Genomic DNA, 24,702 nt, shown 5'->3' on the forward strand with positions numbered 1-24,702 from the left:
GGTTTATCCTAGTCAAAGCTAACAGTGCCCATGATATAGAACAACTATGCATTGAATCTGAAATATCATCGTTTAATACTGTAAAGATTGTACCTTTAACAGACTATCAGGATGTATTAAACAGGATAAATCAGAATCCGGCATAGCAAGATCAAATATTCCTTTTTTTCTAATAAATCCATTTATCAATATCTGGTTGTTACTGTTTCTATAAGTGATTTATACGTAGAATTAATAAAAGACAGTATTAGGTATTTTCCAATGCAATAATACGAAATTAGTGCATCAAATCTTTGGTATGAGGTGGGCCGGACAAGCACCAAATTGACCTTCAAAATATATTTCTAACTCACATGGAATGGAGATAGACAATTCAAGTTACCTAAATCTTATGTAAGAAAGCAAACCATCTAATTGCCCTTTTTCTAACATCTGTTCGAATTTCTGAAATTTATATAAATGGTTTTTGAAGTATTGGGTCATAATTCTATAAATTGCAAAGTAACTAATCTTGCAGCTAGCAATAATACTTTTATTTCACCAAAATTAAAACTATTTGATAAAATATTGTTTTGCCCAACTTTGATGTATAAAAGGGGGTAAATAAAATTAAACCAGATAAATCTTTGCCGTCTTATCAAGAAAAGTCCTCTATATCAGACGTACATTTCCTAGACTGCGATGACAAAATAACACAAGATAATGCCAAGAAAGGCTCGCACCAAGGAGAAACTAAAGTTGTTTACGATAAAAATGTCCTCATCGAGACAAAAAACATAATTGAGAAAACAAAAACTGGATTATTTATTTGCTCTCCAATAAATGGGCTTGAGGTAGTAAACAACAATAAACAATTACTTGATTGCTTTGAAGATTTAATTTCAAGATATAAAGAAGGCAAAGTAAAGTTTGGAATCCGATGGTTGGTAAACGTTGAAGACAATATAGATCAAATTATTTTAGTAAAAAAATTCATAGGAATGGGCTTTCGTATAAGACACATTCAAAGCCTTCCAATCATTAATTTTGCAGTATCTGAAAGGCAATTTAACAGCACAATTGAAAGTATGAAAGCGGGGCAAATGATCCACACTCTCCTATGCAGCACAGATCCTATGTATATACAGCATTTTCAATCTGTCTTTGATAGCCTTTGGAATTCGGCAATAGACGCCAAGGAAAGGATCAGACAGATTGAGAGAGGAGGAAGAGGAGTTACCTTAAACCTTACCAGACTAATTGAAAATTCTAATCAAGCAAAACAGCAATTGATAGAAACAGTGCAAAAAGCAAGTAAAGAGATTCTGATATTATTTCCATCACTAAATGCAGTAAAAAGAGAAGTTGTCATGGGATTTATGGATATACTGAAACAAAAAAGTGCCGAAAATATCCCAATCAAGATTTTATCTCCCGTAAATAAAAGAGTTAAAGAGGTAATCTACTCTGATCTTACCAACAACCAGAATCTTACAGTAAAAAACATAGTTTGTAGGGAGATTCGAAAGCAAAAGGATTTGATATCTACAATTATAATAGTTGATAAAAAGTATGTTTTAGCCACCGAGCTAAAAGATGACTCTAAACTATTATTTGAAGAGGCAATAGGAGTAACCACTTTTTCATCAAGTCAACCCACCGTGTTATCTTATGTATCTATTTTCGAAAGTTTATGGACACAAACAGAAATGTCAGAAGACCTAAAAAAGGTCAATGAGAAACTCGTACAAAGTGAAGAATTAGAAAGAGATTTTATCAACACGGCAGCTCACGAACTGAGAACTCCAACTCAGGCAATAACAGGGTATTTAGAAATCAACGATGAAATTTTTGAAAACTATTCTAGGATGGTGGATCAAAAGCAATTAAAGCCAGAAGATTCCGCTAAAATTATAAAGGCATTAAAGAGACACCAAGATATTATTTCTAGGAACGCAGTAAGATTGGAGAATTTAATAAATAATCTACTAGATGTTGCCAGAATAGATTCTCATCAAAAAAATATGATAATGCTAAACAAAGAAAACATAAACTTAATAGCAGAAATAAATAGCATAGTCGATACTCAACTAGGGGAAAAATTAAGAAACAAGAATGTGAAGGTAAGTATTATTAATGATATATTTGATGAAACATATTTTGTATATGCAGATAGATCAAGACTAAACCAAATTATAATTAATTTACTTGAAAACGCTATCAAGTTCTCTGAAAGGGACAGTAGTATTGATATACTGATTTACGAAGACATCATTGATGTAGTCAAGAGAAAAAATGTACGTGTTTTTGAAAAAACAAAGGACAATAATATAAAATCAGCCAACATAGAAAAAAAATATGACATTAAGGAAATTTATATTGCTGTTTCTGACTCAGGCAAAGGTATTTCTCCCGAGATCTTGCCAAGATTATTTGAAAAATTTAACACAAATTCAGCCGCTGGAACTGGTCTCGGTTTGTATATTAGTAGAAAACTAATAGAAGCCATGGGAGGAAGAATATGGGCATTTAACAATGCTGATGGAAGGGGTTCGACATTTGTATTTAGTTTACCTAAATTTGACTCTTCTAAGTTAAAATTTAGAAGGAAACTAAGTGAATGAAACAGTAGTTTTTTTGCCCAATTACTCGACTAGTCAGATTTACTATAACATTTTCTTCAATGGTAAACAAACTGCCTTCCTTTAATTTAAGTTACAATTGCCATATGATTATGGTAAAGTTCGGAATGCAATTTTATCCCAAGTCTTTATTAATGACGACTTTTTAATAATGAATTTGTATTGTAATACCAAACTTTCTACGTTTACAACATTATAATATATAAAAAATGTTTAATCTTAAATCACCAGAAATATCAGAAAAAAATTGATGTTTCATTGTCGACTATCAAAAATAGAAGAAGTAGAAATAGAAGAACAAGCAGGATAGAAACCTCAACAATATTAAAAAAAGCTTTGTTATTGATTATCACAAATCAGCATTGAGTGCCACAAATCTCTGATAAAGAATTCAAAAGGAGACATCAAATCCATTGAAAGCGAAATCATCAAGCAACATTCTAAATGCATGCTTGTGAAAACAGTATCCTTAAACAGCCAGATACTAATTTGATGGTAAGAAATGTTTACAAGGGCAACGACGACTTGAATGAAATAATGAGTACATTTAATACACTAAACAAATAGACTCTATCCAATGGTCTGAAATACTCAAAGAAGTAACAACAGACAGACATGGACAAATAGTAAACCTGTTCTCACGAGTCAAAACTATCTGATTGCAGAAATTTGGGATACGAAAATACATCTTTTAACTATTTGAATATCGATGGAGATTTACCAAAATGTGGAATCGTATCTTCTTGGATCAGCGAGAAGCTAGATATACATATCAACCTTAGAAAAACAAACCATGGTCATACCGATTTGCTAGGTGATCTATAATTTAACATGTCAGAAAGGATATTAGTACCAAGATAGCGATATACTTATCTTAATTCTTTTTCATAACTTCAATAAGAATCATTTATTTACCTAGTTTACAACACAATATTGCATAGTAAGTTGATCTATAATGACTTTTGCATATATAGATAAAATATCATGATGATTTTGGAGTTCTCCATGTATGGTTACACTTTGTGCAGCGAAAGAACTGAGTACTTGGTTCATCGCCAGAATCTGCCTATACTATCCACCAATAGGCCTTAATTTTACCACACTCGGGACAGCCGTCGGTGTCCGTGATTGGACTAGGATTTGGTAGTTTATCAGATTCAGTAATACGAATTTCGCGATTAGATGCCCAAGGTAAATCGTCTTGTGTTGATTCTTGATATTTTTGATAATTATCGTTATTTTTTACATTTCCCTTTTCTTAAGTATTAATATCAGCTTCATCGTTAATAAATAAGGGTCTTTGCCCGACAATATCATGTATTATTTTTATTATTCAAAATTGTTTTAAAAGTTCATCCAATTGCATCGATGTTCAACGCATACAGTCGAATAAGATAAAAGCAAATCATCGTGATAGTCGACATTTATCTGATCTTGCGAAAGTATAGCTTTATCTCATAAAATCAAAGGTAAGCGGTTAAAATCTTATTTAACTTCTGACCGTTATATCAAAGCCCCCCTATTGGTAAATTTATTATAGCATCTTATCAGCAATTTGGATTGAACCCAATCGGTTGTCCATCAAAAAAATTGTAAAAAATCATCGATTTACAAGTGGAAAGTCTTTGTCCTTGACTTGCTGTTTTAAATGGTATTTACTGACTGTGATACTTTAGAATCGAATTTATCATTTCTTTTTAATTGTTCTTCTTTTAAATCTGTAATTTGGTTTTTACTATAACCAAAATATGATTCTGCGATATCATTTTGATTCCTTTGTAAGTTCTTTAGCAATGTAATCTCCAAGTTTACTAAAATAAACAAATTTTAAGTGGTAGATTTTCTTCGTTTCTTGGCGATTGATTCTGAAATATCTTTCGCCAACAAAAATGGAGTTTCGGCTCTGCATTTTCCTGTTGAGTTTTTCTGTGCCAAAGATTTCTTGTCTTCCACTTTTCTTTTCAACACTTGAATCCGATAAAGAAAAGTTTGACGGTTGGAATCACATATTATCATGTTTATTTAAGTATAAAACCTCAGTATAATCAAATTAGGACTCGAAGTATATTGATAGTCAAAAAGAACCATATCTTGAAATTGAGATAGTGTGATTAGAAAAGGCACTTTATCTAGCATAGCATTTCAATCCTCAAACTGTAAAAAAATTAAATGTGATTTTATACATGAGACATTATTTTGGCAGACTTTTACTATAATACCTCTGCCAATGATGTTACACCACTGCAATACTACGGCATTTACGCGCGCTTAAATAATTATTGCAAACGCAAAAGTTGGTCTTTATACAGTTTAAGTTGCCAGAGATTTTATAGATTTTTTAGAATAAAACGAATTCCGATAGAACCTGAAATACAAATTGAAATCAGGATAAAATTGCTGCATAAAAGTAATGCTTAGAATACTGACAAAAGATTGTTTAATTTTAGTCCAGATTTGTAATGCACCAAATTTCTATTTTTTAGTTCATTCCAAACATCACCAATGTATGTTTTGCTATATTCAGATTTTATTGCATAAACTTTGTTTAGAATTTCTTGTTCATCTTCAAAATAGTTCTTACTATCTATTAGAATAGAGGCTATTACAAGCCATTCAAGTTCTTTGTCTTTAAATAAATCCAAAAACCCTTTCGTGAAATTAGTATCTAATTTCCATTTTTTGTTTATAATGATGGTATTCATGCTGTTTGTGTCCATCGTTTCATAATAATAATTTGCCAACTCTGGCGAATAAGGACCATTACTGTATATGCTAAATTCATAACCAAAATTGTTATTTAAGCAGGTTTGTGCCAGGTAAACGAATTTTTGCAATTTTAAGCGATTAATACATCCAATTTCATCTTTTCTAAGAAGATCTTGTAAATCTATAAGTTTGTGTTCCTGTAAAAAGCACATAAAATCTTGCAATTTCATGCTCATGATTTGTTTAATAATTAATATACGTAGAACTTCTATATTAATATTAAAACAAAGACTAATGAAAATTTATTCATACAAGAAAAGAATGATTTCTTTGAGAAAGATTATTGAATTTTACATCATTGAAGCCTTTCTATCAACTTCATTAGTTAATACTTTATTCTTTTTGCGTATTTCGTTTACATCATCAATTACATCTGCCAGTCCAGCATAATCTTCTTCCTCCTTGCTCTTTAGAGCAGTATTTGCATTGTGTATAAGACAAACCGATATTATCTAATATGAAAGTATTACTTGCATCTTTTTATTTATTATCTTTTAATATTCTAATTTTTGATTTCTTTTTGATTTTATTCACCCTGCCGAACAATTATAGACTTTTTTTGAATTTATTTAACAATCTGTATTAGATAAGAATAAAACCCCTCTTAGGGAATAAATAGCAATAGGTTACTATCCAAAAAATACTGAACGCAAATTTCAAGAAAGAAAGTTTAACAAATTATTCTAGTTTGTAACAATTCCAAATATATTAAAAATTGCTATTTCTTTTTAAATTATAATTCTCTAATGTTTGTGATCAGGAAATTATGGGTTGGCTGGCGAAAAAGACGTATCTACAAGTAGATTCATAGACAATACATAATAAAATAATTTACAGCTGATGAATATTGGAGCAAAGACCCAATAGATTGATGGTTATCTTATCTATAATTAGCATATTCTTGATATTAAATTCTAGTTATTCAATGATCAGTTTATCCTATGCAGCATATATGAAAGCCCCTCAGTCGCCTATAGGACCAACAGTAAAAGATGACAAGATAGTGGTCGAAAAAGTAACTGATGGATTAGACATACCTACAAGCATGGCATTCTTAGGACCAAATGACATTTTGGTTACAGAGAAAGAAACTGGAAAAGTCATGCACATAGTAGACGGTCAGATACAAGAGGAACCTGTACTAGATGTAGCAGTGGCAAATAGTATAGAGCGAGGTCTTTTAGGTATTGCTATATCAAAACAACCCGATGGAAAAGCATATGTATTCTTGTCATATACTGAATCAGGTAACCATGAAGATGGTAGTGATGTTGAGGATAATGTAGAACCAGCAGGCAACAGATTGTACAGATATGAGTATATTGACGGGGAGTTGAAAAATCCAATTCTATTGTTAGATCTTACAGCAGAACCAGAAAATGACAGAGGTGAACATAATGGTGGCAAGATTCGTATTGGTCCAGATAATAACGTGTACTTTATTGTTGGAGAAGTGGGTGGACATAGAACTCAGGCTCAAAACATTGAAGATGGTCCTAAGCCAAATGGTTTAGGCGGAGTATTGCGCATTACACAAGATGGAGATATTGTAGATCCATCCAATCCAATATTTGGTGATGAATCACCTCTTAACCTGTATTATGCCATGGGTATTAGAAACAGTTTTGGGATAGACTTTGATCCGGTAACTGGTGATCTATGGGATACAGAAAATGGTCCTACTGCTGGTGATGAAATTAATATGCTGTATCCTGGCTTTAACGGTGGCTGGGCTCTTATTCAAGGAAATTCAAAAGATGATCTCATCGGTACCGGTGCAACGTCTGATGATCTTGTTTACTTTGGCAAAAGTTCATACGCTGAACCTAAATTATCCTGGATTACTCCAATAGGAATTACTGCACTAAAGTTTATGAATTCAGACAAAATGGGCAAAGAATACCAAAATGATATGTTTGTAGGGGACATAAACAACGGATTATTATACCGATTTATACTCGGCGGAAATCGTTCTGACTTGTCTTTTGATAATGGCTACTCTGGAAACACGGCTTTGTTAACCGACAAAGTAGTTAATGATCCAAAGGAAAATCAACCGTTTGTTTTCGGGGAGGGTTTTGGGGGAATAACAGACATTGAGGTTGGACCTGATGGATTCTTATATGTACTAAGTTACACAGGCTCGCTATTTAGAATCGTACCCGCATCATCATCATCATCAACTGCTTCCTCTGGTTCGATGGCTGAATCAAATCCTAGTTCCAACATCGGTACTAGTTCAGAAGAAGAAGAAGGACAACAAAGTGAACTTTCAGATAATGAGGAAGAGCAATCCAATACTGGAAATGGCAATTCTGTTCCGGTAGTGATACAAGGTCTTAGTGGAGATCGTTCTTACTCACCAAATCCGATCACAATAGAAACGGGTCAAACAATAACTTGGTACAATGGAGATACCATCTCTCACAGTGTAACGTCAGGGCTTGATAATAGTGATGATTCGGGAGAAGAATTTGATTCCAAGGCAATAATACCAAACCAGTCTTATAGCATCACTTTTGAAGATTATGGAACGTACCCGTATTATTGCTTCTATCATCCTTCGATGGTGGGAGAAGTGATAGTAAAATAGATAAATAAAGATTGTATGATGGCAACTATGGTATAAAAAATACCACCCTTTCGCTACATTCAGATAGTTATTGAGGACCATTTTCTCTACCACTGAAGTTAATTATAGACTCATCCCCGAAGCTTTCATAGTATAAATTATGGCTTTTATGCACTCATCAGGGTATTCCATTAATTTATATAATCTCTTCCGTAGGGATTCTATCATTGGCATAACTCTTACCCTTTGGTAGTCCTCGTGTGAGTTTTTTCCAAGAAATTTGGATATCTGCCAATTCACAGAATAATCTTATGCTTTTAATGTAATTTTGAACTGTTGAGCCTACAATTTCTTTGCGCTCGGCCTTAGACAACAAATGTGAAATAAACGTGTAGATTCTGTTAAAAGCCCAGTCAGATCCGTTTTGACTTGCTTCCTTTACAAAATTGATGCTCTTATCTTCAATCCCTACTCCTTCAGTTTCAATTAAATCAAAAAAGATTTTCATTCTACCCCGATATTTTTCTCTAGTTTGTGGAGATCTTAAAGATCTTAAATAATTTGCCCATATATTAAATTCATATTTGTTTTGTGGTTCTTCTGACTCTTTTTTTGTACCTCTTTTTTTGTAGAAGCTACTTAAAAGAACCACTATCGTAATGGACCGAGTGGGTTATACGGCAAAAATGACATGGAACTACTTCATGAAAGGTGCCAACCCGAAGGAAGGAGTACTGATACCTATCTTAGAAAACTCGATCGGGTGAATTTAAGACATTTTGAATATATTATTTTAAAATGATTTAGTTGATGTTGTATCTAGGACAAATTTATCTTCCAGTGAATTTTTAATAGGATACTTGACAGTCAAGAGGATGAAATCTGCTTAAATCAATGTAGACGGCGAAAGATAGTTTCAAAAACACTATTATTTCTTGGCATAATTATTTTTACCGCATTCCGTAGATCTCTAGGAGTTCATCCATACTAGATTCTAAATCATCTTCCTTTGAACGAACACGATTATAAAAAACATTCCTTAATTCTGACTCAGTATAAAAAGGGCGTACAATTTCTTTAAGGTAACTTACTCGATCTTCCCATCCCATGTAGTAACAGCTGTCAATCAGAAGAGGCATATGAGTATTATCCCTAGGGGTTTGATAATAGCGCTTTAGTACTTCCCTCTCTGCACCAATGATTAGCAACAATTTTTTCACGGTATCATATAGATTGCCCTTGTTCAATATATCTTGAAATGATGCATTAATTCGAAGTATTCTGGATTGTATGTCCAAATTGACAGCCTTAATCCCTAGATCATCCGATGTAATTTTAGAAGCACTAGGAGAGATGATTAGGAGCCACAAATTTTGACTTTGAAGACTTTCTCGAATAATTGTTGTTATATCTGCATCTCTAAAACTGTAGCCGATAACTATTAACAAAGTACATTTACGAATAGATTCATTGAATTGATTATTTAACCAAGAGAATATTTGGGAGGTTTTTTCCTTTTTAAATGTTGGATATATAATGATTTCCGATAATTTTTCTGATGAAATATAGGCCACTTCATTAAGATCCATTCCAATTATAGGAACTTTCACAGATTTTCCAGACTCCGTTTTAAACCAATATAAACATCCATGCAATCTATAAAGATTGATACTTTGTTCTAGCTCATTAAAGGCAGAGGGATTCCAATAAGGCGAAAACCCATCAACATACTTTATACGATTTCTTTCGCAAAAAAGATCAATTAAGCCATCATAATTCAGAGTAAAAATTTCAGTTGGATCCCCATCGATAAACCCTTGGAGCGGAGACAAAAATTCGTGAGAGTTCTTATTGATCGTTTCCAAAGACTTGCGTATGAAGGCTTGAGTTTTGAGATTGATTTGATTCAACGTCATGGTATCGATCTGTTTAAGGTCATTGAATTTCGAATAAATTAAATCTCTATACTGCTCGTCCTCGAGATTTTTTACAATTGACATTAAACCCTCTATATCATTTCTAATTGTGGATGTCTGATTCATAACATCCTTAAGGATCCTAACTGCTTCTTTTTCCTCGGTTGAAAAGCTTTGTTCTACCGAATAATAATAGGAGGTAGTTAATTCAGCCATGGATGGAAGCTTAGCAGGTACAGATGCACCGGCACCTAAAAGGAACACTATTTCCTTCATCCAAGTTTAAGGGTAATCGTCATTTATAACTCATAATACTAATTATGACCGTTTATACATGTATACGAATTGTAAATAAAGGAGATATGTGCAATTTGCATTTAATTATCTTCTGAATAGATTTTTTTGATTAGTTTTTCGGTTTGTTCTTCATTTTCTGAAAAATTCATTTCTTTTAACAAAGATGAGATTGAGTATATAGCTTTTTCATAGGTTTTTTCACCGTTCCTTCATCTATAAAAAAAACCACTATCTGAATATAACGAGATGGTAGTATAGTCTCCTGAATTCTTATCAAAAGTTTTGATATCGGCTAATATGTAAATGACAATCCATAAACTGAAATTAATGTCAATGTCTAAAAACGTCTTATTATCAGAGACAGTGTATTCTACTATATTGACTAAGGATGAATTTTGCCAGTTTTTTACCGATCCCTGTGGAATGGTACATATTAATTGAGCCAGTCCTAGGATATGGGCCAAATAATAATGCTTATAAACGGTATCCCATTGCAAGCTTAACTCATAATATTCAAACGATATACGTATCTTCTGGATATTCGGAGAGATTAATTTTACCGTTATTAGGATCTTTGTTGTAGTCTTCTTCTGCTTTCTTTATTTCCTGCATTCTGATTTCGTTGTATTTTTTCTTCATGTCTGGATCATCTATGCTCTCTATGATCTGTGCTTCTAACATCCGTAGCTGTTCTGGAGATTGATTGTTCTTTGCTTGTGCATACATGGAGTTCACGTACGGAATTTGTTGCTCCAAAGTGCTTTGAGTAGAGATTACATCATGTAATACTTTGCAGATTGCCACAAGTGTTCGCGCAGGAATAAATGTTAGTCCACCTTCATTCTGGATCTTATCATAGAGCATATGTTTGATTCCATTTAGTTCTTCTAGTTTGAAACGATGCCAGTTGATGTAGGTTATTTGATCCTTTAGAACAGAAAGATACCACTCGCTTCCTTCGGACTTCATTTCTCTAATATATCGTTTGATTGTATGGATTCTAAGAGGAGCGAATCCGCTTTTTTCTCTAGTCTCATTTATGGTCTTGTGAATGACAACTGGATCATAGCCTCTCACATACATTTCCTTGATTTGGATCTTGGTTAGAACCTCATACTGATGCGAGGAAACTAACTTCTTTCCATCTAGAATCTTGAACGGGGGTTTCTTTGTAGGAAGTAAATCAGTTGACAAGATCGTATCATTTAAAAATAGATTAACAAAATAAAAAAGTTCGTAAATTTTGGCTCAATTACATCTTCTTTTAAGAAAACATAAACTAGGAACTACCTAGAAAAAATAAAATGCATATTGTTAGGGTAAATCCAGATAGCATTATTTATATGAATAAAGGAGTCACACTTTATAGATTTCTTGCAAAATACAAAGTTTTCCTTGGAAATTAGAATTGCAACAATCATTAAATTCCACAATAATTTCAGAAAGGTGTTTCACCAACGGCTGTATATGTTGTTATACAATACCAAAATTTCTAGCGTTTATCCACTAACAATTGAGAATTTTGCGAATATTAGATGCATATTCATCCCCCGAATCTAATAAATTACAGGCCAGTTGATCGTTATCCCTGTTATTATCTGTCAGAACCTCTTTAATATCATTCGCAGAATCAATGGAGTTTGTTATATCCAAGGGATTTTGAATGATATTTCGTAAAATATCTATAATTTTCTTTGGCTCTTCAGTAGGAGAAGAAGCATCTTTTATTATAGAAACAGTATCAGATTCAATATTTGTAACATATAAATAATCATTAAAAGGGTTGAAAATCACATCTATAGGTCCATGATCTACGGGTATGGTAGATATTACGTCATTGTTTGAGCTGTCAATAACTGATATATTGTCAGAAGCAAAGTTTGTCACATATAAGTAATTATTTGCAGGATTAAGAATCATTACTCTATTTGCATCGACTCCGTCGCCCACACTAACGGACTTGATTACTTCATTGGTTGAACTATCTATTACGGAGACACTTTGAGAATTGTTGCTATCAATATATACATTGTCATTTGCCGGATTGAAATACATTGTAGTTGGGTATCTTTCAATGGGTATTGTATCTATTACTCTGTTGAGAGTGTCAATTACATATACATCATGAGTATCAGAGTTGGAAACATACATATTATTACTACTTGGATTAAACTCCAAATCATATGTATTTATACCAACAGGAATAGTCGCAACTAATCTATTTGTCGTTCCATCAATCACGGAAACATGGCCAGCATTTTCTCCCGAATTTGGAATAGCTACATATATATCGCCATTTATGGGGTTAAATTCCAGGTCTCTAGGAAATCCACCTACTTCCACACTATCTATCTCCGTGTTTGATGAACCATCGATAATGGAAACATTTCCTTTTACAGAAGGACCGCCCAACACTACATATCCTGTGTATATCTTATTATTGACGGAATCTACAAGTAATGGCCATGGTGAACCACCTACAGGTATTGTATCTACCACTGTATTTGATAAGCTATCTATAACTGAGATTTCGTTGGAGCCTCTGTTGGCAACATACAAGTTACCGTTTGAAGGATTGAAAACGATGTCTACTGGTGAACCACCTACAGGTATTGTATCTACCACTGTATTTGATAAGCTATCTATAACTGAGATTTCGTTGGAGCCTCTGTTGGCAACATACAAGTTACCGTTTGAAGGATTGAAAACGATGTCTACTGGTGAACCACCTACAGGTATTGTATCTACCACTGTATTTGATAAGCTATCTATAACGGACACCTCTCCAGATCGTTGATTTGTTACATATACATCGTCATTAATAGGGTTAAATGTGATTCCACGAGGGGCATTACCCACGTTAACTGATTCAATAACAGGATTAGCTGAAACTCTTTCTAGAGCAGGAGTTACAATTAACAAGTTTAGATAAATAATAACCATCAAAATAGTGCAAAAGCTATAATTTATGTTCATTCAAAAAGATTAGGGAAAGAGAATTCTTATGAGGTAAGAAACTAATTCTGATTTAATTTTACTATAAGTATAATTTAGAATTTAACTACATTTTTAACGCTTTCTGATCCAAATAAAATTTTCTAAAATATCCACTTTTCATAAAAAATTTCATCAGTCCTCAGCAATATCTGCAAGTCTTTGTGAGAAGATATCAAATTGAACTTTGATCCAACAATTGTATTTGATTTGGTCTGAAATACTTGCGTCGTCTATATCATGTGGTAACGTGTCTAGCCATTCAGTTATGACCGTACCTTCAGGAAAGCCACATCTTTGAACAATTTGTAAATTCTCTGCAGGTGTGGGGTTATATTCAGCATTATTTGTTGATGAGTAGGTTAATCCAATTACTGATGTAAATCCAATAGTTAGGAAAACAGATAAAATAATAATAGAATACATGTGTCGAGCCCGTTGCATGAATTTGGAGAACATTTTCAATATTTCAATGACGATCTATATATTTATAATTTTATTATAAATTATTCTATTCTATTTTTCTATTGGTAGTGGTTTATATTAAATACCAAAATATCCTATGCTTAATAAATTTAGGAAAAGAATTGTTGAGGTTCATCATTCTTATTTGAAACTTTCGACTGTGAGGATAATCAATCTTTATGATTGAATCCATTTTCCTGTTCCTAATTTCCTTTTGTAATTTTCAACTTAAGTATCTGTTCGGTCCAAAAATACCTAATATCCTAATCTCTATTATTAAAAGTGTCCTGACTCGAAAGCAATGTGAACTGTACTAATATACCATCGTATGCATGCGCATAGAAAGTCCAACATAGGATATTCTTAATTCTCTCATTTATTGTTCTAATCTCAGGTGTACTAGAGGTAACTACGTAGTGATGTTCTGTTGCAAACTTATCATAGGAAGACAACATAGAAATGGACTTAGTGACACTCAAATGGGATAAAATGGATTACTTGTGATTACGTATCGATAATTGTATTAGGGTCCGATAAACCTAATCGACATATTAACATGAATTAAGATTGACAAATAACTCGAGCATAAAATAAAATCTTGATACATTTGTTTGTCTGATTTTACAAATTAGATTTGGTGCCCCAAATACTATTTTCAATAACAATTAATGGGCATTTCATATATCTATGTGATATACTTCTTTAAATAATATGGTAGATATAGAGGAGGTTTATGTGAGAGATTTATATAAAGAGCATAAGGGAAAGGAACTCCATAAAGGCTCTCTATCGCAAAGAAGACCATTTAGGATGATCGAGAAGTAGCTAAGGAGCACTTTGCTTTAGACAAATGGGCTTTACAAATACTTCGACCAAAATTTTCCAATAGTTTTTCAGTTTTTCAATTTTTCTCATATCCAACTTGGTTATTTTTTCGATATCATGAATACTATACGTCCCTTCCAATTCATTCGACTCAGGTTTTAAAACAATTAAAGTAGGATAAGTCATACTTGCTGTTTCGTAAATCATTCTGGTAGATATCGTCATTTCAAAAAAAATCTTGATAATATACCTATAATGTTAGAACGATCTAATTTCGAAATTTTTGACTGACTAGCATCCCATATTTTTTCTTTAAGTCGTATTTTGATGAAGGTTTGAGATGCCTTCTCAAAGATTATATCCAGGTGATTGTCTTTAAAGAATTCAAAAGAAGGAAATGAAAAGTTTCGTATCCTATATTTAAATTCTATTTCGTAGGTTTCGCTATTGAAAAAATTCAGAAAATTTTGAAGTATGTCTTGTTTTTTATATTTTCTTTCAAGTATTCTATGAACCAACTGATACATAAAATAATCAATTTCTAACTTAATTGAAGTATCTAGAAATTTAATCGATTTAGTTCCTCTTTCTGATATTTTATCGTCCATACACAATGCTTTTGCAAAATTAGTATATGATGGAGAGGATTTACATACGTCAAGTAAAGCAGTGTTGGGTGCTTAAAAAGAGTGGAGATATTTGATCGTATTGGGCTAGCTGATATCTGTTTTTATCTATCCACTCATAGAAATCATCATAAAGTTTGACCAAATCATTATAGTGTTTGGATGGATATTCATTTTTGTGTAGGGGTTTTTAGTCAAGAATGCTCAATACCTGCCTGTCTACTTTGATTGTTTAGGTTCTAAATGTGCCTGTTCATTGATAGTAATTTATCTAACCGTCGATAGTAATCAAAGTAATGGATTTCTAAAATGTATCTCGTTTTGATTAGTTAATAGCTGATACAGATCCCTATTCTCAGTTTGTAGTTTAACTAAACTCATTGGTTTATAATGTCTCACATATTTTATTTGATTCTTAGCTGCTGCAGAAGGATCAAAACCTAGAGGCTTGATTGTATTACATTTTGATAACCAGGCAACGACGACCTGTGAAACTTTTTCTGGTGATAATCCCCTCACATTCACAAGATAAGGCACCAGAATATGAAAAATACAATACTTTCTATAATCCTCTAAAGGCGTTTCTAATAGTTTTTCTATCCAGCGAATCTTGTTATTCGAGTATGTAGTATTAGGAAACGAAAGATCGCCTCTTCTTTTTATGTCTGATTTAATTTTCTCTCCAATGAGATGAGCATAAAAACTACCCATGAGATTCCCAATAGAGGGTCTTCTATAGTTCCATTGATCAACTAACTTAATTTTGGACTGTTCCCTCGAAAGACCTTTTATGATACCTTTAGAGTTATATGAGTTTGGTACTCTTAGCAGACATGATCTTAGAGAGGGATTATTTGACCTATCCGCACAACCTTCAGAAAGGAAATGCTTTGCGAACTTGAGAAATTGTGAGTTGCAATTTTCAAATTCATTAAAATCCTTAATATCTTCAAATCGAACTGGACATTCAAGTGGTTGATATATATGATAGCCATTACCTGTCCACAAAACGGTTGGGATGCCTTCAAGTCTTTTTTTTATGTTGGACAAGACAATTTTCAACTTCTGATAAATAGACATTGATCCGTTCAAATCATCATCTAGGTCAATAAATATAAAATCGGGATTTGTATTAGCGATTGCTGGAAAAGCGTTGATTCTACAATCAAGATAGTCAGAATCTATAAAAAATCGTAAAGCTTCATTCTTTGAAAACACCATTTTTTGATATCCTAACCTCTTGGTCATTATGGTCCTGGGAAATAGAGAATTTGAGTCAAAATGTCCTAAGATAAAATGTAAACCTGCTTTGAGGTTTACGAAATCATCACTAAGGGTGCTTTTTTCTTTATACTGGATTTGATGACCCTTGATCATTTTGCATCATTCAATGGCGTTAAGAAAAATGACCCCCCAGTTGCATTTCTTTCTCGCGCTAAAGTAATGGGATTCATTTTAGTGAACAAAATTAATCTTGACCTAGTGCATAGGAGTTGTAAATTGCAGAGATACTATTTCGACGTGACTAGGGGTACAGTTTTCTTTATACAATTTCTCCTCTTATGCATTATCTGATTTGATGTGTTGATATTCTTCAGTGTCTAAAGCGTTATCCTTTTCTATATGAGGTGTAATATTCTCGTAACTTGTTTTATTCCAATCAGAATTCAACAACGTCTTAAATTCGTTAGTTAAAAACCACTCAAACTCTGGTTTTAATTTTATTTGGATTAGAGAATTTGATTTGATGTCGCATCCCTCATCTATTTCCTCATAATCCCCATAAAAACGAGGTTTATCCTCCCCTAACACTATTTTGTCAACAATCTCAAGGGCTACGAATTCTGTCATAGTTCTAAGTGCAGTAGGTCTTGTAGTTTTTAGGTCCTCTAAAATTCGTGAAGTATCGGTTAGACCATTGTTGGTTAACAAATGTTCAAAAACCTTTACTCTTTCTCTTGAAGCTGTAGACAAGACTACATTTACGATTAATGGTATGTCATTCATTGTAATAAAATTTCGACCTTGAGACAACGCATGACCTCTAGCTAAATTCTTTAACTGTGTTATTGCTCTTTCAGGCTCCTCTATAGTTGCAAAGGTATACGCATAGTCTGAGCCCTGAGTGTCTCTGGTTTCCCATGTGGGTATCACGCCTCGAAAGTGTGCTAGTAATTTTGCAAGTCTTACTATACAAACTAATGCGTGGTCTGAATCTGAATCAGAATCCCACTTGATTTTCACAAGCGTATTTTGATCTATGTTAATTTCAGAATCTTTTGTCTTGCTGATAATTTCTTTTTCGGTGCATGTATTACAAGGGTGTATGTTAAACCATTCTAGATAGTCATCAAGAACAGCTCTGATTTGATTAATATTTTCCTTGAATCGATCTGCGTTTTTTATTTTCTCTAAGTATTTTTGTTCACTTACATTTTTTTTATTGTTTAGTCGTATAAAATATAGTTTTGGTCCCAAAGTGCCGAACAATTTATGAACCTTGTGAGGAATATCTACTGCAGCTCCAATCCATGTAAACATGTATTCTCCAGAGTAACCTCTGTGACCCTGCGCTCCTGTATCGCTTTCATAACCATGTCCGTCTGCTATTCTTGTTATTATGCCTAGGATCTCTATGAGTTCCTCATACCTTTTTGAAAATGTGGGCGATAGTTCGGGAGTTAGGAAAAATTTATTTTTTATTTTGGGAAGTAAATCAACATTGCTTAGTTTATCTCTAGCCACTGTTGTATTATGAGAAACAAAGGATTTGGGGCTAAAGTTGTCTGTATAAAAAGTATGACCCGAACCTCGGAATAACTCTATAGTGACTGTTTTCACAGAGCTTGGTGGTCCCAAGATTATACCTATAAATGGTAATGTACAGTCCTGTATGGACAGAATTGATTTAACAGACAAAGCAAATTCAATGGGCTTCCAAAGTTCAGGCATTATCGCCTCAACATTTGTTCTTAATTCTAAGTATTTTCTTAAGACCATCTTTTGCCATTCAGCAGAAGATATAGACTGTACTATTGTTGACGCCAATTCGTGATTATTTGGGTTATCATCTGTTGTTTTTGTATTATCGTTTGATCTGTATGTTTGGCCAAAGTGTTTTGAAACATTATATATTATCTCCTCCTTTAAACCAATATTAGTTGTATATTCATCAAGGCGTCCACGGAGATTTGCGATCGTTGATTCGAAATTCTTGTCTATAATTGTGGTAACCTTACGACCATTAATTAGTATCTCTAAAACTTCATTATCTTCATCAATAAGAAGATCAGTCACTCCCTTGTCTTGGAGCGAATTGGTAAAGAGAATGTTTTTTATTACCAATTCGTACTTCCAGAATGAATAGGAGGCCCATTCTTAATTGCGGCATAGATTGCGTTCACTATTTTTAATATCTCAGCGGTCATCACATCATGAGTATCTATATGAGTGACTTGCGGTTTGTTGTCCGATGATAAAGGCGTTTTGTTTTGAGATTCCAGATTATCGGTGATTCTTTTTACCTTATTCCTGAATACAACTGCAGAGTCATCTTGATTGAGCTTTACGGTATATGAATATCCATCAATAATGACCTTAAATCCGTCTTTCTTTTGGAGTCTTTCTCGCAGGTAAGCATCCTTTTCTATTTCTTCATACCACACGTACTCTCCGCCATTTCTTGTAGATTTCCATATAATATGAGAGTCTTTCGACTTGTTGTCAACGCTAGAATCTTTAGGAGGGAAAGTCATATTCTCATTTATCATTAGTTGTCGCGCTCCTTTTGGAAATGACACTTGCAATTACATTCTATGAATATCCCAAGCATAAGTTTGTCTTGAAACTGACCCTTACATTCCTTACACTCATTTGTAGGACATCTTGTAATCTTTAAGATCCGTACAAATTTACTGTTTTTTAGGTGTAGATGATTGGAATCAATGGATATGTTTTTAGAGTTGCTTCTCTCATTAAGTACTTGTATCGTATCCTTGGCATTAGTAGATGTAGGATTCAACTAAATTCCTCCATTAAGTATTTCAAGGTCCCGATATGGTTGGTTGCATCTGGCCAGTGGATTTGGAGATCAGCTTGCCAGATTGAACCACATTATTTTTGAAATACACTGATGTTTTACATTTACTGCATGATGTTACATAGGGGTTTTTTCCTTTGTATAGCCATTGGTTTAAACACCGCTGACATATTATTAGTTTTGACATCATAGTATACATCTATACTGTATTATAAAAAAGATTCTCTTTGTTAGGAACCTTCTCTCATTGAGAGAAGCCTGTTATAGAAAAATGAACATTAGAACCTTATAAATTCTAATTATCTTTGATTATTGGAAATAAAATGATATTTCTTGGTTCTTTTCAACCCTTCGGTGTTAAATTTGGGTGTTTAAAAGTGGGTGGTAAGGAGAGTAAAATCATTTCGTTTTAAATTTTCGTCTATATTCAATTATCATGCCACTTAAAGCTGCTATTATGCCAATCAATATAACAAGACCTACTTCCAATGTATTAAATCTCTCTAACAATGGCAAGTCTGATGGAGTTAAAAGAAATTTGGTCATGTAACCTACAATTGTAGTTATGAAGATAGGGATTCCGTATAGATATAAACCTAAATAGTCAAGGCATTTTTCTTTTCGGTCTCGTGGAGTTAGACGTTCATCTTCTTTTATATGAGCTTGGCATTTTGTTATAATATTTTTTACCAATTCATCTTCTTTACCTTGTATAGTATATTCCAGATGTAAGAATAGATATATATCGTCATTGAGGCAAGAAGTCAGCTTTTTGTTTTTTGGATTCTTATGTGTAATATTATATTTTAAATCCTCGCTTTTTTTTAACTGCGTCTCTAACTCTCTCAATGCAGACTTTGTTATAAATATTCCACACCAACGTTTTTTCTCCTTTTTGCCCCACACATGAAAACAGGTGAGGTATAACGATTAAATTATTAAAAATGTTTATATTCTTGATATATTAACTCGGTCTACAGCATATCCGCCTGATTTTTTAATCTCGTTCTGTATATCCCGTAGATTTATTGATGCTGTTACATTAGCTTTAAACTGTAGAGCGGGTTTGTCTTTGATTTCTATAAATTGTATCTCTGTTGCATTGAATTCCTTCAAAGTTAATTCTACAAGTGATTCGACCAATTTACAATGAGATGTTTTTTTCTGTTTCAATTCATTTTTTCGCTTTTTAGAATAGTCTATCTGACCTTCTATTCTTGCTTGAATTGGTTTTAAATATTGTATTTTAACATCACTCCATAGACTGATTGTATTTATAATGACCTTTCTTATCTATATTTAAACATAGTGATTCCAATTCATTTAACAGATGGTAATTCACTATCATATTATAATATAGTTAAGAAGTTATTTAAACCCTATAATGATCAACAACCTTTTGTTTTTTTCAGTAAGATTTTAAATTTGTTTTTACTGTTTGATTTATCATCAATATCAATGCCAGCTTTTTCCGCAGGTGTTTTTTCCATTCAACGCTTCATGTGGCTTGACAAAGTTGTAGTAAATACGTTGTCCTTCTGCTATGGCTGAGTTATGGCTTTTCCATCCTCTTTGCACTTTCACTCGCTCCCTCAGCGTACCGTTAAGCCTCTCAACCCTGTTATTATTTGCATGGGGCTTTGTGATACCACATTTGGCAACGTGTTCTACATCTCCCAATGTTTTAACACCTTCTCTGTATGCTCTTAGAGCATCAGTATAAACGGTTTGAGGCTTGTTGACATGACTGTTTTTAATATCATAGTTAAAGGCTTGGATTGCTCCATTAATGTCCCTTTTTTCTGACAGTTTTGACACAATGAGAAAACGTGATTCCTTGTCCATGATATTCCACAGATAAGCGATTCCGCTTTGTCCTTTCCTTGTTTCACCACCTTTTATCTTTACAAAAAGTTCGTCAACGTGCCATTGATTTGATAATTGCAGGATTAAACTATTGATGCTTTCTGATATTCTTGGGATATACTTTTGTATCCATGAGTAGACGGTTGAGAAACTCAAATCTAGTTCAAAGTGATCGTTTAAGTTTATTGCAATCTTTCGTAACGAAAGTCCAGAGAAGTATAAATCCAGAGCAAAGGTAACGATTTCTGGATCAAACTTTAATCCTTTTAAGAGAGATGGTTCTTTGAACTTGTGTTGACAATCCTTGCACTTGTAAACCTGTTTCTCCTTATAAGTTCCATATCACATGACTCTGATATAACCACACTGGTCACATTTGATAGCATCATCTGCAAATATTTTTGGTTGATTTTCTAACCATAGTTTAACCCTATAGATATGTTTACAGCATTCTATCTTTCGGTATTCAAAGTCAGAGCAACTGCAAACCCAAATAGATTCTAGACTTTGAACTTGATATTCTTTGTTAGAAAAAGCCTGAGAATGAACGGTGAAACTATTCTCAGTGTTTTTAACAATAGAACCTTCTCTAGAGATCAAAAGTCCTCTTTCCATTCTGAAATCTATTCGGTTGTTGCCAATACTACTATACCACCAGTAGTGTAACATAAGAACTATATAAATATAGTGTTTTATCTTTATATATTACTTTAATTATATATTACTTGATGATTGAGAAGAAACCCGATTCAAGGGGAAGGATACCGACTTCAATCAAAATCAATCCGAATTTGTGGAAAGAAGCAAAGATTGAAGCAATAAATCAAAATATAGATTTGTCAGAACTTGTAGAAAAAGCATTAGATGCATGGATAGGAAAATACAATAAAAAGAGGGACAAAAATGATTAATGAACAAGCTAAAAACGCATTAAAAAATCAAATAAAATTATTCTCAGAGATTGCTGAAGAGTCTTCCCAAACTAGAGATGAACTTTTAGCAGACGGAAAGCATACCAATAACCTTCAAAAAACTCGGGATGGTATAATATACGGACATTTATCTAGATTATATAAACAGGAAGCAATGTCTTTGGTTCTAATTGGTACAATGTTGGATAAATTATCTGAATTACCTAACAGTGAAAAATTGGACAGTATTAATAAAGAATTAACAACAAAGGTTGAGGAAACCCTAAAGCCTATAGCAGAAGAAATTAAGAAGTATAGAGACATAGAAAAAAATGCAAAGGATATTTACCGATGAATAGTATTGACTATATGAATCTAGTTGCTTACTAAGGATTGAAGGAAGCGTTAGAAGTCAAAAAAAAACGAATGACGAATTATTAGAATATTTATCTTCTAGTCTTCGATTTATTTTAAGATATAGTCAAAAATATAATATTCCAATTCCTAAATCAGATAAAATTTTAGACATGATTAATAAATTAATAGCAGTAGAAAACAGAAATTCACCACACAAATCTAAATAACCATTTTCAACACCTGATGATGAGACAGAACCTATTTTTTTATTTTTTTGTTATAGGATTTTTGTTATTTGGATGGTATATCGCAGTGAGATCGTTAAGATTCAATACGCAAGTATCATAAAATCGATAATATTTCTTTTTTTGTGTATTTGGTTTTTTAGGGATTAAATCACTAGACCCGAATGTTTTATTTTGCTTCTCGAAAACATTATACTAGTCATTGTTGAATAAATTCACGTATAAATCAAGAATTCTTTTGAATCAAACCAGTAGAATAAAGCGACTTGATCACAGAATCAACTTGATCTTGATCCCGAGAAGTTGACAACCCATTTATCAATTGATCAACCACGATCTTTAGAGAAGAAAATTGATCTGACAACAATCTTATCGCTTCGTCTTTTTCTTGCAATTTTCCTTTTATCAAAAAGATATCGTCTTGATTTTTTTGTTCATATTTAGTTAAATCATTTTTTAGCTTATAACTTTCGTCAACTGTCAAAAGGTCGAGAGACACTACCTTAAGATAGTCTTGCAAAAGCTCGTCCTCTGTTGGTTTGTAATATGAAGAAGACAAACCCAGGTCCCATCCCATCAGTATAGCAATATTGGCTGGCCTCATAACTTTTTCACATCGAGTCTTGAAGAACTTGCGAAAACCATGAGCGGCTTTAAATTCATGTCGTCTTTGACCCTCTTGTAATTCTACTCTTATATTTTGCTGTAATAGCGCTCTACATAAAATAGTTCTTATCGCTTCATTTTTTAGCTTCTTTGGATGTCTTGCAGATCCCAAACGAGATCTGAAATGCAAATTTGTTGTTTTCCATAAATCGCGCATAAGCCAACTATCCCCTGAAACCTTTTCACCAAAAGATGATCTATATTCCATCCATTCCTTCAATATTAAGAAGCATTCTCGAGTAGTGTAAGCACTATACTGTTCTGGCTCCCCGGCGTAAACCTGAACTTTAGCTGCAATGACATTTCCAGATTCGTCTTCGACAGGAATTATATGCTTCCATTTTAGATAATCCCAGGCGCCAATCCGAATGCCACTTGTAACCATTAAAGAGACAATCGGTCGAATTCGAATATCAGGATAATTTAGGAGTTTGCGTATTTCCTGAATAGTGGGCGCACGATCAAGACTGGCATGCCGTCCCCTAGGAATACCTCTAGAAATTAATTTCCAGTTTAGCAATATGTCATTCATATCACAGAAAAGTTTGAGTGGTTTATAATAGTTGGATATTGTTGAGGCTTCTATTTCACCTCTTGATACCCTATCTTTTTGTAGAATCATGAAATTTATGATAGTTTCCTGAAGCCATCGCGGATTACTTTTTGCTTTTGTATAGAGATCAAGTAATTGGTCCTCTATCTGATTTCCACTAATATTAGCATAAGCAAGAAATGGCTTAAATCGTCTTGGATACCTTTTTTGCGTCTCTGGAGATCTTATTGCGTAAATAAATTTTGAATAGGGATTTTGAATTACATTATGTCTTTCATCATTAGTTTTGTCCAGATTATCCATCTAATTCGGTATATGAGTTTAAAACCTGGAACTTAAAAACATACAGAAATGAAATGGACCGAGTGGGATTCGAACCCACGACCTCGGCAATGCCAATGCCGTATCCTACCAGGCTAGACGATCGGCCCTGTTAGATAGTGTTGTTTTATGTTCACATTAATATTTGTTTATTGAGAGAAATCTATACTTAAATATCTGTAAAAGAACAACTATTTTATCGATAGATACTTGAAGCCAAGGAGATTTTATTGAGTTAAACCAGAGCGAAGACATATCGACTTCCCGACTACTATGATCAGAGTTCTGCTTCTAGAAATTTAATTAATCCCGTAAAGGCTCATCACAAAATGCTTGTTAGATATTCCATTGAAAAATATTCTCATACTTACATCTGTCTCTGTATCAAAATTGAATAATTAACAAAAGTAGAAAAATCTATTCGAACACCACAATTTGAACATACAAATAGAGTACATTGAATGAAAGAGAAGCAAAAATTGCTCGACCCCAGTCAATATATACATATTAGCAATTTCATTACTTTACAATTAAAGGCTCTGTTCAGTTAACGCGTTTTAACTCCTTGTTATGATAATCGACAAAGAGATTTAACCAGTTGCTTACATGCTTTAACTTACAATTCTTCATTCTACACGGAAAGTAGTCATCAAAGCATTCGG

General features: G+C 33.1%; 22 protein-coding genes, 1 tRNA gene and 1 pseudogene. 5 read left to right on the forward strand and 19 right to left on the reverse strand.

From position 1 onward, the window contains the following. Positions 1-626 precede the first annotated feature (626 nt). Entirely contained in the window at positions 627-2,603 is a 1,977-nt protein-coding gene (locus F1Z66_RS14355) for an ATP-binding protein (protein WP_149864317.1), read from the forward strand. A gap of 687 nt (positions 2,604-3,290) precedes the next feature. Continuing rightward, positions 3,291-3,446 carry a hypothetical protein gene (locus F1Z66_RS15710; protein WP_154670576.1) on the forward strand — a complete coding sequence of 52 codons (156 nt, stop codon included), beginning with the start codon at positions 3,291-3,293 and terminating at the stop codon, positions 3,444-3,446. Positions 3,447-3,603: 157 nt separating this feature from the next. On the opposite strand, the pseudogene F1Z66_RS16500 reads toward F1Z66_RS15710, so the two are convergent. The 3 genes and pseudogenes from F1Z66_RS16500 to F1Z66_RS14365 all read right to left on the reverse strand — a co-directional run. Continuing rightward, positions 3,604-3,678: pseudogene (locus tag F1Z66_RS16500) on the reverse strand (hypothetical protein); the annotation flags it as partial. 770 nt (positions 3,679-4,448) lie between these two features. Next, entirely contained in the window at positions 4,449-4,574 is a 126-nt protein-coding gene (locus F1Z66_RS16315) for a hypothetical protein (RefSeq protein ID WP_255437935.1), read from the reverse strand. 461 nt (positions 4,575-5,035) lie between these two features. Next, positions 5,036-5,539 (reverse strand): hypothetical protein, encoded by a 504-nt coding sequence (locus F1Z66_RS14365; protein ID WP_149864318.1) that lies wholly within the window; start codon positions 5,537-5,539, stop codon positions 5,036-5,038. A 773-nt stretch (positions 5,540-6,312) separates the two neighbouring features. On the opposite strand from F1Z66_RS14365, the gene F1Z66_RS14370 reads away from it, so the two are divergent. Further along, positions 6,313-7,980, forward strand: a complete 1,668-nt coding sequence (locus F1Z66_RS14370) for a PQQ-dependent sugar dehydrogenase (RefSeq protein WP_195907554.1) — start codon at positions 6,313-6,315, stop codon at positions 7,978-7,980. A 175-nt stretch (positions 7,981-8,155) separates the two neighbouring features. On the opposite strand, the gene F1Z66_RS14375 is transcribed toward F1Z66_RS14370, so the two are convergent. From F1Z66_RS14375 to F1Z66_RS16140, 14 genes are all read right to left on the reverse strand, one after another. After that, a complete protein-coding gene (locus tag F1Z66_RS14375) occupies positions 8,156-8,611 on the reverse strand; it encodes a hypothetical protein (protein ID WP_149864320.1) in 456 nt (151 codons plus the stop codon). A 298-nt stretch (positions 8,612-8,909) separates the two neighbouring features. Beyond that, the gene (locus tag F1Z66_RS14380) at positions 8,910-10,139 is read right to left on the reverse strand and encodes an SIR2 family protein (RefSeq protein ID WP_159357666.1); all 1,230 of its coding nucleotides are present in this window, start codon (positions 10,137-10,139) and stop codon (positions 8,910-8,912) included. A 546-nt stretch (positions 10,140-10,685) separates the two neighbouring features. Then, positions 10,686-11,366: a hypothetical protein gene (locus F1Z66_RS14385; protein WP_149864322.1), complete on the reverse strand. Its 681-nt coding sequence runs from the start codon at positions 11,364-11,366 to the stop codon at positions 10,686-10,688. 312 nt (positions 11,367-11,678) lie between these two features. Further along, positions 11,679-13,094: a beta-propeller fold lactonase family protein gene (locus F1Z66_RS14390; RefSeq protein WP_195907555.1), complete on the reverse strand. Its 1,416-nt coding sequence runs from the start codon at positions 13,092-13,094 to the stop codon at positions 11,679-11,681. 207 nt (positions 13,095-13,301) lie between these two features. After that, positions 13,302-13,625: a hypothetical protein gene (locus tag F1Z66_RS14395; RefSeq protein ID WP_149864324.1), complete on the reverse strand. Its 324-nt coding sequence runs from the start codon at positions 13,623-13,625 to the stop codon at positions 13,302-13,304. 831 nt (positions 13,626-14,456) lie between these two features. After that, positions 14,457-14,681, reverse strand: coding sequence for a hypothetical protein (locus F1Z66_RS14400; RefSeq protein WP_149864325.1), 225 nt, complete (start codon positions 14,679-14,681; stop codon positions 14,457-14,459). Continuing rightward, the gene (locus tag F1Z66_RS14405) at positions 14,678-15,064 is read right to left on the reverse strand and encodes a hypothetical protein (RefSeq protein ID WP_149864326.1); all 387 of its coding nucleotides are present in this window, start codon (positions 15,062-15,064) and stop codon (positions 14,678-14,680) included. Before F1Z66_RS14405 ends, F1Z66_RS14400 begins: the two co-directional genes overlap by 4 nt. Before the next feature lie 306 nt (positions 15,065-15,370). Next, positions 15,371-16,459: a DNA primase noncatalytic subunit PriX gene (gene priX / locus F1Z66_RS14410; protein WP_149864327.1), complete on the reverse strand. Its 1,089-nt coding sequence runs from the start codon at positions 16,457-16,459 to the stop codon at positions 15,371-15,373. 183 nt (positions 16,460-16,642) lie between these two features. Further along, positions 16,643-18,427 (reverse strand): hypothetical protein, encoded by a 1,785-nt coding sequence (locus F1Z66_RS14415; RefSeq protein WP_149864328.1) that lies wholly within the window; start codon positions 18,425-18,427, stop codon positions 16,643-16,645. After that, positions 18,421-18,852, reverse strand: coding sequence for a hypothetical protein (locus tag F1Z66_RS14420; protein WP_149864329.1), 432 nt, complete (start codon positions 18,850-18,852; stop codon positions 18,421-18,423). Before F1Z66_RS14420 ends, F1Z66_RS14415 begins: the two co-directional genes overlap by 7 nt. Then, entirely contained in the window at positions 18,852-19,103 is a 252-nt protein-coding gene (locus F1Z66_RS14425; RefSeq protein WP_149864330.1) for a hypothetical protein, read from the reverse strand. The genes F1Z66_RS14420 and F1Z66_RS14425 overlap by 1 nt, the downstream gene beginning before the upstream one ends. A 417-nt stretch (positions 19,104-19,520) precedes the next feature. Beyond that, positions 19,521-20,027 (reverse strand): hypothetical protein, encoded by a 507-nt coding sequence (locus F1Z66_RS14430; protein ID WP_149864331.1) that lies wholly within the window; start codon positions 20,025-20,027, stop codon positions 19,521-19,523. A gap of 42 nt (positions 20,028-20,069) precedes the next feature. Further along, the gene (locus F1Z66_RS14435; RefSeq protein WP_149864332.1) at positions 20,070-20,294 is read right to left on the reverse strand and encodes a hypothetical protein; all 225 of its coding nucleotides are present in this window, start codon (positions 20,292-20,294) and stop codon (positions 20,070-20,072) included. Positions 20,295-20,576: 282 nt separating this feature from the next. Next, on the reverse strand, positions 20,577-21,143 hold the full coding sequence (locus F1Z66_RS16140) for a DDE-type integrase/transposase/recombinase (RefSeq protein ID WP_230207586.1): 567 nt from the start codon (positions 21,141-21,143) through the stop codon (positions 20,577-20,579). 572 nt (positions 21,144-21,715) lie between these two features. On the opposite strand from F1Z66_RS16140, the gene F1Z66_RS14445 reads away from it, so the two are divergent. Next, positions 21,716-21,898 carry a hypothetical protein gene (locus F1Z66_RS14445; RefSeq protein ID WP_149864333.1) on the forward strand — a complete coding sequence of 61 codons (183 nt, stop codon included), beginning with the start codon at positions 21,716-21,718 and terminating at the stop codon, positions 21,896-21,898. Continuing rightward, complete coding sequence (locus F1Z66_RS14450; RefSeq protein ID WP_149864334.1) at positions 21,891-22,253, forward strand: hypothetical protein; 363 nt, start codon at positions 21,891-21,893, stop codon at positions 22,251-22,253. The genes F1Z66_RS14445 and F1Z66_RS14450 overlap by 8 nt, the downstream gene beginning before the upstream one ends. Before the next feature lie 473 nt (positions 22,254-22,726). Here the strand turns inward: F1Z66_RS14450 and F1Z66_RS14455 are convergent, their stop codons facing one another. Then, a complete protein-coding gene (locus tag F1Z66_RS14455; RefSeq protein WP_149864335.1) occupies positions 22,727-24,022 on the reverse strand; it encodes a hypothetical protein in 1,296 nt (431 codons plus the stop codon). Between the two features lie 54 nt (positions 24,023-24,076). Next, positions 24,077-24,150 (reverse strand) — tRNA-Ala (locus tag F1Z66_RS14460). Positions 24,151-24,702 lie beyond the last annotated feature (552 nt).

This window comes from Candidatus Nitrosocosmicus agrestis (genome assembly GCF_008389435.1).
Classification (GTDB): Archaea; Thermoproteota; Nitrososphaeria; order Nitrososphaerales; family Nitrososphaeraceae; genus Nitrosocosmicus; species Nitrosocosmicus agrestis.